The organism is Pseudomonas sp. FBCC-B1565, from assembly GCF_059133265.1.
Genome location: NZ_CP101438.1, coordinates 2,988,795 through 3,002,547, shown reverse-complemented (window position 1 = coordinate 3,002,547; position 13,753 = coordinate 2,988,795). Strand labels below are relative to the sequence as shown.

Sequence of the window (13,753 nt, the reverse complement as noted above, 5' to 3'; positions counted from 1 at the left end):
GGCACTTTCAAGCTCAAGGGTAACGTCCATGCGCGTTCTGTCATTGATGATGGGTCTTACGACGCTGGCCGCCAGTACGGTGTTCTGCGCCAGCGCGATGGCGAATGAAGAAAGTCAGTTGGTACAACAGATCAACCAATACCGCAGCCAGGTGCAGCGCTGCGGCGACCAGGGTTCCCAGGAACTGCCACCGCTGGCCAGCGACACACGGCTGGTGCTGCCGGCCACCAATGTGGGCGACTTGCAGCAAGCGCTGGCACGCGCCGCGTACCCGATGGTCAACGTGCAGGCCATCAGCCTGTCCGGGCCCAAGGATGCCCAGGCGGCGATGAAGGCCGTGCGCGAAAGCTTCTGTCGCGTGGTGCTGGACCCGCAATTTGTTGATATCGGCGTGAGCAACAGCGGCCAGGACTGGCGCATCGTGCTTGCTCGCCCGCTGCTGACCAGTGGCCTGGGCGACTGGCAGACCGAAGGCAGGCAACTGCTCAACCTGATCAACACCGCGCGGTCTCAGCCACGGCAATGCGGCACCCAGGCGTTTACCGCCACCACGCCGTTGTCGTGGAATGACGACCTGGCCGGCGCCGCCAACAGCCACACGCGCAACATGGCCAACGGCAACTTCTTCGACCACCTCGACCACGACGGCCGCACACCGGGCGACCGTGCGGAGTTGGCCGGGTACATCGCGAAGAACATCGGCGAAAACATCGCCGCCGGCCTGGACACGCCACGCAAGGTGGTCGACGGTTGGCTCGCCAGCCCGGGCCATTGCGCCAACCTGATGAACCCGCAGTTCCGCGAACTGGGCGCGGCCTATGCGATGGACCCGAAGAGTGACGCAGGGATTTATTGGACGGCGGTTTTCGGCGCGCAATAAGCAGGTTTGCAGATCTATCCATACGGATAGTGCATCAAATTGATATCACCGCGATAATCCCGCTGAACTGCCAGCGGGCTTTCCGGTCTGTTGCTTGTCAGGCCCTCCCTTCCAGGCGTTAAACAGACCGCGGTAAACAAGGTGTTCTTGCAATGATGAATTGGCTGCAAAGCAGCAGCGAGATGGCTGAGCGGGTGCGCCAGCATGACTGGGCGAGTACGCCCCTGGGTCCGCTGGAACAGTGGCCGGATGTGCTCAAGACCACAGCCGCACTGTGTTTTGCCTCAAGCTTCCCCCAGGCCATCATCTGGGGGCCACAGTTGATCACGCTGTACAACGACGCGTTTATTCCGATCCTTGGCGATAAGCCTGACGCATTGGGCCGCCCTTTCAGCGAAACCTGGCACGAAGTCTGGGACCAGATCAGCCCGATCGCCGACGCGGCCTTCGAAGGGCGCGCGACCTATATCGAAAACTTCCCCTTGGTGATCGAGCGTGGTGCCGGGCCTGAACAGGCGTATTTCACGTTCTGCTACAGCCCGATCCGGGACCCCAATGGCAAGATCGTCGGCATGCTCGACACGGTCACCGAAACCACCACCACCGTGTTTCTCACCCAGCGCCTGGCAGCCCTGGACACCATCGGCAACGCGGTCGCCACCGCCACCGATGCCGAACACATCATGGCCACCACCACCCGCCTGCTGGCCGAGCACCTGCAAGTCTCCAACTGCGCCTATGCCGACATGGATGCCGACGAAGACGGTTTTACCATTCGCGGCAACTGGGCAGCGCACGGCTCGCCGAGCATCGTCGGCCATTACAGCCTGGCCTCGTTCGGCGCATTGGCGGTGCAACGCCTGCGCGCCGGCGAGCCGCTGGTGGTGCAAGACAATCGCCTCGAGTTCACCCCTGAAGACGCCGCCAGCTATCAGGCCTTGGGCGCATTGGCCACCGTGTGTTTCCCGCTGATCAAGCACGGCCGTCTCACGGCGTTGATGGCCGTGCATGACAAAGCGCCTCGGGTCTGGTCACCCTACGACCTGGCGTTGGTGGGCGAAGTCACCGAGCGCTCCTGGGCGCACATCGAGCGCGTGCGCGCTGATGCCGCCGTGCGCGAAGGCCTGGCAGCCTTCACCGAACTCAATGCCACACTGGAACAACGGGTGCAGGAACGCACCGCGGCCCTCACCCAGGCCGAAGCTGCGTTGCACCAGTCCCAGAAACTTGAAGCCATTGGTCAATTGACCGGCGGCGTGGCCCACGACTTCAACAACTTGTTGACCATCATTCGTTCCTCGGTGGACTTCCTGCGCCAGCCTGGGCTGTCCGAAGAACGCCGCCAGCGTTACATGGGGGCGGTGTCCGATACGGTGGAACGGGCCAGCAAGCTCACCAGCCAGTTGCTCGCCTTCGCCCGTCGCCAACCGCTGAACCCGGAAGTCTTCGATGCGGGCCAGCGGGTCAAGAACATCGCCGAGATGCTCGAAAGCGTCACCGGCGCACGCATCCGCGTACAGGTGCAATTGCCAGAGCGCCCCTGCCATGTGCGGGTTGACTCCAGCCAGTTTGAAACCGCCCTGATCAACATCGCCCTCAACGCCCGGGATGCCATGGACGGCCAGGGCACCCTGACCCTGCGCGTCGCCACGCTCGAGGCACTGCCGTGCATCCGCGGCGATGCGCAGGCACTCCAGCCATTTGTCAGCGTCTCCCTGACCGACACCGGCAGCGGTATTCCGGGCGATACCTTCGAGCGCATTTTCGAGCCATTCTTTACCACCAAGGCGGTCGGCAAAGGCACTGGCCTGGGCTTGTCCCAGGTGTTCGGGTTTGCCAAGCAGTCCGGTGGCAACGTCGACGTGGCCAGCCGCGTGGGCCAGGGCACGGTGTTTACCTTGTACCTGCCGGAAGTGGCCCCGCAAGCAATGCCCGACGTGCAGCAGCAGGAAGATCTTGCGCCGGTCCACACCGCAGCGCAGCGCCATATCCTCATCGTGGAGGACAACCTGGAAGTGGGCCGCTTCGCCAACCAGATCCTTCAGGACCTGGGCTACCGCACCACCTGGGCCACCGATGCCGAACAGGCACTGACCCTGGCCGGCGCCGATGCCCTGGCCTTCGATGGGGTGTTTTCGGATGTGGTGATGCCCGGCATGACCGGCGTGGCCATGGCCAAGGTACTGCGTCAGCGGCGCCCGGACTTGCCGGTGGTGCTGACTTCCGGCTACAGCGAAGAGTTGGCCGACAGCGGCTACGAAGGGTTCGAGTTCCTTGCCAAGCCCTACTCGGCCGATCAGGTGGCGCGGGCACTGACCAAGGCGATGCCCTAGCGACCAGGCCTGGTTGCCAAAGAAGCCCGCTTGCTACAATTTGAAGTCTTACTCCGCCACCGCCACCTGATTGCGGCCCTGGGCCTTGGCGCGATACAGCGCCTTGTCAGCCGTATTCATCAGGCCGTGCAGGTCTTGATCCTGAGTGTGGGTGGACGCAACACCGAGGCTGGCCGTCAACCCATGCACCGGCGCGGAGGACAGGCCGGAGATTGCCTTGATCAACTGTTCAGCGATAACCCGTGCGGTTTCCAGCGAAGTGTTGGGCAGCAGCACCGCAAACTCTTCTCCACCCAGGCGGCCGTACACATCAGCCTGGCGGAACGAAGCGCTGATCACCCCGCCAATCTGGCGCAACACCTGGTCACCGGCCTGGTGGCCGTAGGTATCGTTGATTTCCTTGAAGTGGTCCATGTCCATCATCAGCGCACACAGCGGCTGACGATTGTGGCGGCATTGTTCGTACAACACCTGGGCATGCTCGAAAAAGGCGCGGCGATTCATCAGGCCGGTGAGTTCATCGGTCTGTGCGGCGCGAGTGGAAATGTTGTGGGCACGCTCCATTTGCCGGGTCAGGCGAAAGGCTTTTTCCAGGGCATCGGACAACTTGCGCGTGGCGCTCACCACAAAGGTGGAAAACACCAGTACCGCGACGGCCACGCCCACTTGCATCGAGGAAGGCTGGAACAGCAACCATAGGGTACATGGCAGTAAAACCAGGCCCATGGACCCCAGCGTCATATAGCGATAGGCCGAGTAACACGACACTGCACTCACCGACATGCCCACGGTGAACAGCATCACCAGCGCCTGGGAGAGCCGGTCATCGGTGGGCATCACCGCCAACGCGCCAAAGCCCCAGATACCGGCCGACAGCATCAGCGTGGTCCAGTAGCGGCGCTCCCAGCGATCCGGGGTGCGCTCGGCGTTGGGGCAACGAAACCACTCCATGAACATCTGCAGTCGCAGCAACGTCGAGGCTGCCAGCGTCAATAGCCAGATCAGCATGACTTGATGATCAAAGCGGTCCCAACACAGCCAGCAGAGCATCATGGCGCCCAAGTAGCTGCCGAAGATGGCGGCAAATGACTGCCGGAACAGCTGGTGCAAACGATCAGTCCGCACCTGCTCCTCTATAAAGCAATCCTGGTCCTGCCCACGCCCAAGGCCATTCATGAAATTCGCCCGATTCGACTGCTACGACAAAGGCGCCATTGTGGCACCCTGCCAGTAGCGTGGACAACAGAATCCAGCACAGTAGAGCCTTTAAAGCGCTTCCGGACGCAGAATCAACACGCCAAGGGGCGGCAGATTCAGCGACAGCGACACCGCTTGACCATGACGGGGCTCATCCTGGGTGAACACCTCGCCCCCATTGCCGTAATTGGAACCTGCGTACATATCGGCGTCACTGTTGATCACTTCGCTCCAGCGCCCAGCAAAAGGTACACCGACGGCGTAACCCTCACGCGGCACCGGGGTGAAGTTGGCCACCACCAGCACCGGCTTGCCGTCCTTGCTCCAGCGCAGCCAGGCATAGACGCTATTGATGGCGTCATCGCCGATCAGCCACTGGAAGCCCTGGGGTGCGTCGTCCTGTTCATGCAAGGCCGGCTCTTCGCGGTACAGCCGGTTCAAGTCCCCCACCAGCTTTTGCACGCCTTTGTGCTCGGCGTATTGCAACAAGTACCAGTCCAATTGCTGGTCATGGTTCCACTCGCGCCATTGGCCGAATTCGCAGCCCATGAACAGCAGTTTCTTACCGGGATGCATCCACATGAACGCCAGATAGGCGCGCAGGTTGGCGAATTTCTGCCAGCGGTCGCCGGGCATCTTGTCGATCAGCGAGTGCTTGCCATGCACCACTTCGTCATGGGAGATCGGCAGGATGAACCGCTCGGACCAGGCATACACCAGGCCGAAACTCAGTTCGTTGTGATGGTGGGCACGGTACACCGGGTCCTGCTGGATGTAGTGCAGTGAGTCGTGCATCCAGCCCATGTTCCATTTGTAGTTGAAGCCCAGCCCGCCCTGTTGCGTCGGCTGGCTCACGCCCGGCCAGGCGGTGGATTCCTCGGCAATCACCAATGCACCCGGCGCTTCCTGGGCCACCACGTCGTTCAGATGGCGCAGGAAGTCGATGGCTTCGAGATTCTCACGGCCGCCATGGCGGTTGGGCACCCATTCGCCGGCCTTGCGCGAATAGTCGCGGTAGAGCATCGACGCCACGGCATCCACGCGCAGCCCGTCAATGTGGAAATGCTTGAGCCAGTGCAGCGCCGAAGCCAGCATGAAGCCGTGCACCTCGGTGCGGCCCAGGTTGTAGATCAGCGTGTCCCAATCCTGGTGGAAGCCTTCCAGCGGGTTGGCGTATTCGTACAGCGCAGTGCCGTCGAATTGCGCCAGGCCGTGGGTATCGGTAGGAAAATGCGCCGGCACCCAGTCGAGGATCACACCGATATCGGCCTGGTGCAGCGCATTGACGAAGTAGGCGAAATCCTGCGGCGAACCGAACCGCGCCGTGGGAGCAAATTGTGACAACGCCTGGTAGCCCCAGGAACCGCCGAACGGATGCTCCATGATCGGCATCAGCTCGACGTGGGTGAAACCCAGTTGCTGCACATAGGGAATCAGGCGTTCGGCCAGCTCACGCCAGTTGTATTGCCGGGCCACTTCGCCCGCCTCGTCCAACTCGCACTGCCAGGAGCCCACGTGCAGTTCATAGATCGACAACGGCGCGGTGGCCTTCTGCTTATCGACCCGCGCCTGCATCCATTCATGATCCTGCCAGTCCACCTGCAACGGTTCGGCCACCTTGGAGGCAGTGTCCGGCGGCAACTGGGTGGCCAGCGCCACTGGGTCGGCCTTGAGCGGCAGGATCCCATGGGCACCGAGAATTTCGTACTTGTAGGCCGCACCCGGTTGCAGGCGTGGGATGAAGATCTCCCACACGCCGGAAGGATGGCGCAAGCGCATCGGATGACGCCGACCGTCCCAGATATTGAAGTCGCCCACCACCGACACCCGCCGCGCATTCGGCGCCCACACGGCAAAGCGCACGCCCGCCACGCCATCGACGCTGGTCACCTGGGCGCCCAGGCAACTGCCAAGGTCGCGGTGATTACCTTCGGCGAACAGGTACAGGTCCATCTCACCCAGCAGCAGTTGCTGGAAGCTGTACGGGTCTTCGGTAATCTGCTCGCCACCAGCCCACTGGATTTTCAACAGGTACGGCTGACGGGTCTTGAACTGGCCGACAAACAGGCCCGGCACCTGGCTCGCGTCCAGGCTGCCGAGCGCCTCGCCACTGTCGCGGGCCAGCACCTGAACACTCAAGGCCTCGGGCAGGAATGCACGGATAAACTGGCCGCCGTGATCATCATCGTGTGGCCCGAGAATCGAGAACGGGTCGTGGTGTTCGGCGCGGACCAGCGCTTCGACGTCCTTGGACGCCGGCAATGCAGTCAGTTTCGGTTGCAGCGGTTCTTTATGTGTAAAGCTCATGACGTCTCCCCACCGCGTGCAGTGTTCGATATAGGTGCGATACCGCTCAACAATCCGTGCAACCCTTGCAGGGGCACCGGCAACCAGGTTGGGCGGTTTTCTGCTTCGTAAGCCACTTCGTACGCGGCCTTCTCCAGGCTGAACAACGTCAGCGCGGCGTCCTGGCCTTTGGCATCCTGCCAGTCATGCGCCAGTGTAGCCGTCGCCGCCTGATAAGCCCGGATAAAGGCCTGGCGTGCTTCCTTGAGGTAACGCTCTGTCACGCGTCTGCGCGCCTGGTCCGCCTCGGGCGAGTGATCCACCCCTTGAACATTCAGGGCCATCGCCGCCGCATAGTCGAATGAGCGCAATACACCGCTCACATCTTTGTACGGACTGTGCTTGCCACGTCGCTCATGCAATGGCCGCGCCGGCTCCCCTTCGAAGTCGATCAGGTAAGCATCGCCCTTCACCACCAGCACCTGGCCCAGGTGCAAGTCACCATGCACGCGGATGCGCAACCCGCCCGCCGTGGCTTTCGCCAAGGCCTGCACATGGCTGGCGATGGCTTTTTTCTGTGCCAGCAAATCACTGACCAGCACTTGATGCGCCGGGTTCAACTGGCTTTGATGAAGTTTGAGCAGGTGCAGCGCACGGTCCAGCTGCGCGCCGACATCCTTGGCCCAGGCCTGGGTGTCCTTGGCCGTGGTGACTTCGGGTTTGAAGGCCTTGTCGGTAGTTTTGGCGCCGAGCACCTGGTGCATTTCGCCGAGGCGCTGGCCGAGCAAGCCGGCAAAATCGGCCAGCTCGCCCAAGGCGTTGTAGTGTTGTTCCTGCTCGGAAATGGCCTCGGCCAGTTCGTCGCGGATCGCCCGCTCCAGGTTGTTCTGGGTCCAGCTCCAGGCGTCGCCCTGGTTGCTCAGGTAGCCCTGGGCAATCATCAGCAGATTGTCCTCGCCCTCGGCGTCGTGGCGCACCATCGACCCCAGTAGTGGCGAAATGTTCGGGTAGCCCGCAGCTGTCAGATAAGCACTCATCTCCAGTTCCGGGTGTACGCCGGAGGCGACTTTGCGGATCAGCTTGAGCACCAGGCTCTCGCCCACCACCACCGAGCTGTTGGACTGCTCGGCCGACAAGTAACGCACCTCCGCCTCATCCGTCAGTTGCAGCTTGGCCAAATGCGGTGTGGCAGCTAAGCGCAGCTCGCCGTCACTGGTCTCCAGCACGGTGCCCGCCTGCAAGCCCTGGATCACCGCACGGATGAAGTGCTCAAGGCTGAAGGCGTCGGTCACCAACCCCACCTGGCGCACCCGACGTACTCGGGCCAGCGCCAATTGCTGGGGCAAGGCGCTGGTGAATTGATCTTCGCCAAGGAAACCGAACGGCAACTGGTAACGGCTGACCTGGCCTGCGGCCGTCACCTCGACTTCACTGAGCAACACCGGATGCTGCGCGTCGCCAAATCGCACGCCGTAGGCAATGCGCACGCTGTCGATCGCCGTATCCTTGCCAGCGAACCAGCGGCGCTTGGGCAACCACGCCGGCAGAGCGGTCTGCTCCAGGGACGCTCGGCAAGGTTCTTCCAGCAGTTCTTCCATGCGTTTTTTCAATACCAATGTGGTGAAGTCCGGCATGCTCTGAGCCGGTTCCACATGCCAGCTGGGCATCTGGTTTTCCGGCGCCAGCACAAACCAGTAGAAACCGTAGGGCGCCAGGGTCAGCAGGAAATTCAACTGGCCGATGGGCGGGAACGCATTACCGCCAAGCATTTCCACCGGCACCATGCCGGCAAACGCCGACAGGTCCAGCTCCGCCGCCTGGGCACTGCGCGACACGTTGGCCACGCACAAGATGATCTCGTTGCGCCCGTCCTCACCGGTAAATTCGCGGGTATAGGCCAGGATGCGCCGGTTGCTCGGCGAGAGCATTTTCAGGCTGCCTCGGCCAAAGGCCTTGGACTGCTTGCGCACCGCCAGCATGCGCCGGGTCCAGTTCAGCAACGAATGCGGGTCCTGGGCCTGGGTCTCCACATTGACCGACTGATAGCCATATTGCGGGTCCATGATCGGCGGCAGCACCAGGCTGGCCGGGTCGGCCCGGGAGAAACCGCCGTTGCGGTCGATGGACCATTGCATCGGCGTGCGCACGCCATCGCGGTCACCCAGGTAGATGTTGTCGCCCATGCCGATTTCATCGCCGTAATACAGGGTCGGCGTACCGGGCATCGACAGCAGCAGGCTGTTGAGCAGCTCGACACGGCGGCGGTCGCGCTCCATCAGCGGTGCGAGCCGGCGGCGAATCCCCAGGTTGATCCGCGCACGCCGGTCGGCGGCGTAGTAGTTCCACAGGTAGTCGCGCTCTTTGTCGGTGACCATTTCCAGGGTCAGCTCATCATGGTTGCGCAGGAAAATCGCCCACTGGCAATTGGCGGGAATCTCCGGGGTTTGGCGCAGGATATCGGTGATCGGGAAGCGATCTTCCTGGGCCAGGGCCATGTACATGCGCGGCATCAGCGGAAAGTGGAAAGCCATGTGGCACTCGTCGCCGTCGTCGCCCTTTTTGTCACCGAAGTACAGCTGTGTGTCTTCCGGCCACTGGTTCGCTTCGGCGAGCAACATGCGGTCGGGGTAATGGGCATCGATCTCGGCGCGGATCTGCTTGAGCACGTTGTGAGTCTCAGGCAGGTTTTCGTTGTTGGTCCCATCGCGTTCGATCAAATAGGGGATCGCATCCAGGCGCAGGCCGTCGATGCCCATGTCCAGCCAATAGCGCATCACCGACAGCACGGCTTTCATGACCTGCGGGTTGTCGAAGTTGAGGTCGGGCTGGTGCGAGTAGAAACGGTGCCAGAAGTACTGGCCGGCGACCGGGTCCCAGGTCCAGTTGGACTTCTCGGTATCGAGGAAGATGATGCGCGTGCCGTCGTATTTCTGGTCGTCATCCGACCACACGTAGAAGTCCCGCGCAGCCGAACCGGGCTTGGCCTTGCGCGCACGCTGGAACCAGGGGTGCTGGTCGGAGGTGTGGTTGATCACCAGTTCGGTGATCACCCGCAGGCCGCGCTTGTGCGCCTCGGCGATGAAGCGCTTGGCGTCGGCCATGGTGCCGTAGTCACTGTGTACGCCTCGGTATTCAGCGATGTCGTAGCCATCGTCGCGGCGTGGCGAGGGGTAGAACGGCAGCAGCCAGATAGTGTTGACGCCGAGATCGGCGATGTAATCGAGCTTGGCGATCAGGCCGGGAAAGTCGCCGATACCGTCATTGTTGGAGTCGAAATAGGATTTGACGTGAACCTGGTAGATCACCGCGTCCTTGTACCAGAGCGGGTCCTTGATGAAGGTGGCAGCGTTGGGTTTCTTCGCCATTGGAAACTCCTGAAATACTTGAACCACTCGGTCAATGTGGGAGGTGCAGTGCGACGACTCGACCTGCACCCGATGATGGTGTGTCAGTTGATGAAGCTGTGGCTGACACACTGCTATCGGGGGCAAGTCGAATCGTCGCACCGCCCCTCCCACATTGACCGCGCGGGGCTTAAGAGGTGGTGATACGCCAGATCCCGAACGGCATCTGCGGCTCCAGCCGTGTCCACTGGTGCTTGCCATACCAGGTCCAGCGGTGGCCATTCATCAAGTCTTCGCCCTGGGTCTGGGCATCGTCCGGCAGCCCCAATTCCCACAGCGGCAACTCGAAGTTGGCCTCCTGCGCGTTGTAAGGGTCCAGGTTGACCGTCACCAGAATGAAGTTGCTGCCATCCTCGCTGCGCTTGCCGAAATACAGGATGTTGTCGTTCCAGGCGTTGTAGAGCTTGAGCCCCAAGTGTGTCTGCAGTGCCGGGTTCTGCCGACGAATGCGGTTGAGCTGGGCGATCTCGGCGATGATGTTGCCGGGGGCGGTGAAATCCCGTGGACGGATTTCGTATTTCTCCGAATCCAGGTATTCCTCTTTGCCGGGCACCGGGGCCGCTTCGCACAGTTCAAAACCCGAATACATCCCCCACAGGCCCGAGCCCATGGTTGCCAGCGCAGCGCGGATCAAAAAGCCCGGGCGCCCAGACTCGTGCAGGAAGCCAGGGTTGATGTCCGGTGTGTTGACGAAGAAGTTCGGCCGGTAGCATTCACGCCACGGCGATTCATTCAACTGGGTCAGGTACTCGCTCAACTCGGCCTTGGTATTGCGCCAGGTGAAGTAGGTGTAGCTCTGGGAGTAGCCGACCTTGCCCAGGCGCGCCATCATCGCCGGCGTGGTGAACGCCTCGGCCAGGAAGATCACTTCGGGGAACTTGGCACGCACATCGCTGATCAGCCATTGCCAGAACGGCAGCGGCTTGGTGTGGGGGTTGTCGACGCGAAAGGTCTTCACGCCCTCTTCCACCCAGCCCACCACGATATCGCGCAGCTCGATCCACAGGCTCGGGATTGCATCCGCCGCATAGAAGTCGACGTTGACGATGTCTTGGTATTTTTTCGGCGGGTTCTCCGCGTACTTGATCGTGCCGTCCGGGCGCCAGTTGAACCAGCCCGGATGCTCTTTGAGCCATGGGTGGTCCTGGGAACACTGGATGGCGAAGTCCAGGGCGATTTCCAGGCCGTGATCGGCGGCGGCCTGGACCAGGCGGCGGAAGTCGTCGCGGCTGCCCAGTTGCGGGTGGATGGCTTCATGGCCGCCCTCTTCGCTGCCGATCGCATACGGGCTGCCCGGATCATCGGGGCCGGCGGTCAGCGAGTTGTTCTTGCCTTTGCGGTGGCTGCGCCCGATGGGGTGGATCGGCGGGAAATACAGCACGTCAAAGCCCATGTCATGGATCATCGACAGGCGCGAATGCACGTCATTGAACGTGCCGTGGCGTGCGGGATCGTCTGTAATCGAGCGCGGGAACAGCTCGTACCAGCTGGCAAATAACGCCGCTTCGCGCTCCACATCGATCGGGTACACCGTGCTGATGCTCAGGTAGGCGCGGTGATCGGCCTGGGTCATCAAATGTGCACTGTCTTCGTGCAGGAACTGCGCAACCTGCTCTGTTTCCAGCAGCCCGGAGAGCTCGTGGTGCAGCAGCATCAGGCGGTCGCGCAGCTCGTTGTCACTGCGCTCGGCGGCCTGCAGCACCAGGCTGCGGCCTTCTTGCAGCTCGAGGCTGACCGGCACACCGGCCTCGTGCTTCTTGCGCAGTTCGTAGCAAAAGCTGGCGAAGGTGTCGATCCAGGCTTCGATGCAGTACTCGTGGGGGCCTTGCTGGGCCACGGTAAACGCGCCCTCCCAGCCATTATTGCCCACGTCGTTCATGACCACGCTGTGCCAACTTTCGTCTTGCAACGGGCGCCAGCGGATCAGCACGGCCAGCTTGTCATGGCCGTCGGCGAACACCTTGCTGGTGACGTTGACCCGCTGGCCGACCACGGCCTTGACGGCAAATTCGCCGCCGTCGATCACGGGGGTGGTGCTTTCGATCGCGATCCGTGGCAGCAACAGCGCCTGGGACAGCGGCAATAAGGATGGGTCTGGAACCTGTGTTTCAGCAGTCATCGAGCATCTTCCCCTTACGCCCTGTGGACGCTCTTTGCTTGATCCGAAATTCTGATACGGCAGCGCTCTCCCTGAGCAGAGCCGTCATAGGTCCGAGCCTGCGTGCCGGTTAAAAGTTCAGGTGGATGTGCCGCCATTGGGCGGGGAATCAATTCGCCCTGGCGGGTGTCCACCGATAGAGCAAAGCACAAAGGAGGCCACACCGATGACTATCCCGATCCCGGCTGAAACCCCGGACCCGAATATCGATAACCCGACCTTGCCACCGACCGAGCCAGAACCGATTCCGGAAAAAGAGCCACCGGAAAACCCGCCGCCGTCGGTGGAGGAGCCGCCAACAACGATGCCGCCGGTGATTGTCTGAACATTGTCAGAAGTGGAGGGCTCGCTCGTGCGCAGACATTGCTTCAGGCGCACGGGCGAACGGTTGAGAAAAGTAAAAATTCCCACTCAGCTGTCAGACCCGTCCTAAGCTCTAGCGATGCCACTCACTCTTACACTCATCCCGCGAGGGCGCATAACCACCGTCTTGGCTATATCGTGCAACCACAAGCCTCACGAGGATGAATCAATGTCGACTATCTATCCCCAGCAGGGCCGCTCATCGCCCGGCGTGCAGCCCACACTATCCAACTCCACGCCCGGCCAACCTGGGCTGACGTCTGAGCGTATCAATGGGCTGCTAAAGTCTGGCCCCAATTGTTCCATGCCCCACAAACAGCCCGAGCCGGCACCGAACACACCCGCACCTCGAGCATCTTCCGGGCCCGAGGCGCGCAACGCGGCGAGCGAACTTGAAACACTGTTGACCGAAACCAACATCGAAAAGATGTTGCGCGAACCAGATTCCAACCAAAGCAAGGAATTACTTGAACGGTCCAAGAAGCTTGCGAACGAAATCGCGATGAACACCCCTCACTCGGCGGCAAACGCCAAGACGCCTTGGGCATCCGTCAACCAGTTGTCCCATGACAAGATCACCGCACAGGCCAAAAAAGTCATCAACGAGATGGGAGAAAGGTATATAAAACAAGCCGAGCTCGACAATTTCTCTCAGGTTGCAAAGGCATTTGATAGCGACGGGGTGGGGGATAGCGTTGTGTACATGAACAACGCACAAAATGGCCTTGCCGACCTCAAGCAAAAATTTTCCAGAATCGAGGCAACAGCCAAAAAATTTGAGGAGATGGGCACACAGTTGAATGCGACGCTGCGCTCATCCCCTGCCAATACACCCTATAACGCTGACGCCAAAACCTACCGTTATGGTTCGCTCAGCGAGTCCCCATTGAATGCGCCCAGCGAAATCAAAAACTTTAACAACAACGACAAAATCGACCTGACCAACATCCAAAAACAGCTGAACACGCCATTGCACCTGGTGGAAAAATTTTCTGGAGCCCGTGGTGAAATGCAAATCCATTACCTGCCGAGCACCCGGACAAGCGTGCTCATCGTGGCGAACGATCCCGGAACCCCCCCTATGGTGATCAAGGTGTTTGGCGAGCTGCGTTATCAAAATCTGGTCACCTGA

The 13,753-nt window shown here is 61.2% G+C and carries 8 protein-coding genes; 4 read left to right on the top strand and 4 right to left on the bottom strand.

From position 1 onward, the window contains the following. Positions 1–28: 28 nt before the first annotated feature. Positions 29–880, top strand: coding sequence for a CAP domain-containing protein (locus NL123_RS14250; protein ID WP_248481837.1), 852 nt, complete (start codon positions 29–31; stop codon positions 878–880). A gap of 152 nt (positions 881–1,032) precedes the next feature. Next, entirely contained in the window at positions 1,033–3,213 is a 2,181-nt protein-coding gene (locus NL123_RS14245) for a GAF domain-containing protein (protein ID WP_494358054.1), read from the top strand. 48 nt (positions 3,214–3,261) lie between these two features. On the opposite strand, the gene NL123_RS14240 is transcribed toward NL123_RS14245, so the two are convergent. The 4 genes from NL123_RS14240 to NL123_RS14225 all read right to left on the bottom strand — a co-directional run bounded on the left by NL123_RS14240 (position 3,262) and on the right by NL123_RS14225 (position 12,219). After that, entirely contained in the window at positions 3,262–4,389 is a 1,128-nt protein-coding gene (locus NL123_RS14240) for a GGDEF domain-containing protein (RefSeq protein WP_248481839.1), read from the bottom strand. Between the two features lie 90 nt (positions 4,390–4,479). Further along, positions 4,480–6,717 (bottom strand): 1,4-alpha-glucan branching protein GlgB, encoded by a 2,238-nt coding sequence (gene glgB / locus NL123_RS14235; RefSeq protein ID WP_248481840.1) that lies wholly within the window; start codon positions 6,715–6,717, stop codon positions 4,480–4,482. After that, positions 6,714–10,061: a maltose alpha-D-glucosyltransferase gene (treS, locus tag NL123_RS14230; protein WP_494358053.1), complete on the bottom strand. Its 3,348-nt coding sequence runs from the start codon at positions 10,059–10,061 to the stop codon at positions 6,714–6,716. Before treS ends, glgB begins: the two co-directional genes overlap by 4 nt. A 169-nt stretch (positions 10,062–10,230) precedes the next feature. Then, the gene (locus NL123_RS14225; RefSeq protein ID WP_494358052.1) at positions 10,231–12,219 is read right to left on the bottom strand and encodes an alpha-1,4-glucan--maltose-1-phosphate maltosyltransferase; all 1,989 of its coding nucleotides are present in this window, start codon (positions 12,217–12,219) and stop codon (positions 10,231–10,233) included. A 205-nt stretch (positions 12,220–12,424) separates the two neighbouring features. Between NL123_RS14225 and NL123_RS14220 the strand changes: the two genes are divergently transcribed. Continuing rightward, positions 12,425–12,583 (top strand): hypothetical protein, encoded by a 159-nt coding sequence (locus NL123_RS14220; RefSeq protein ID WP_494358051.1) that lies wholly within the window; start codon positions 12,425–12,427, stop codon positions 12,581–12,583. 207 nt (positions 12,584–12,790) lie between these two features. Beyond that, positions 12,791–13,753 carry a M10 family metallopeptidase C-terminal domain-containing protein gene (locus NL123_RS14215; protein ID WP_494358050.1) on the top strand — a complete coding sequence of 321 codons (963 nt, stop codon included), beginning with the start codon at positions 12,791–12,793 and terminating at the stop codon, positions 13,751–13,753.

What these genes read in the sequence shown, in the direction of transcription:
- NL123_RS14250 (WP_248481837.1), top strand. Translation starts at nt 29, where the DNA reads ATGCGCGTTCTGTCATTGATGATGGGTCTTACGACGCTGGCCGCCAGT.
- NL123_RS14245 (WP_494358054.1), top strand. Translation starts at nt 1,033, where the DNA reads ATGATGAATTGGCTGCAAAGCAGCAGCGAGATGGCTGAGCGGGTGCGC.
- NL123_RS14240 (WP_248481839.1), bottom strand. Translation starts at nt 4,389, where the DNA reads ATGAATGGCCTTGGGCGTGGGCAGGACCAGGATTGCTTTATAGAGGAG.
- glgB (WP_248481840.1), bottom strand. Translation starts at nt 6,717, where the DNA reads ATGAGCTTTACACATAAAGAACCGCTGCAACCGAAACTGACTGCATTG.
- treS (WP_494358053.1), bottom strand. Translation starts at nt 10,061, where the DNA reads ATGGCGAAGAAACCCAACGCTGCCACCTTCATCAAGGACCCGCTCTGG.
- NL123_RS14225 (WP_494358052.1), bottom strand. Translation starts at nt 12,219, where the DNA reads ATGACTGCTGAAACACAGGTTCCAGACCCATCCTTATTGCCGCTGTCC.
- NL123_RS14220 (WP_494358051.1), top strand. Translation starts at nt 12,425, where the DNA reads ATGACTATCCCGATCCCGGCTGAAACCCCGGACCCGAATATCGATAAC.
- NL123_RS14215 (WP_494358050.1), top strand. Translation starts at nt 12,791, where the DNA reads ATGTCGACTATCTATCCCCAGCAGGGCCGCTCATCGCCCGGCGTGCAG.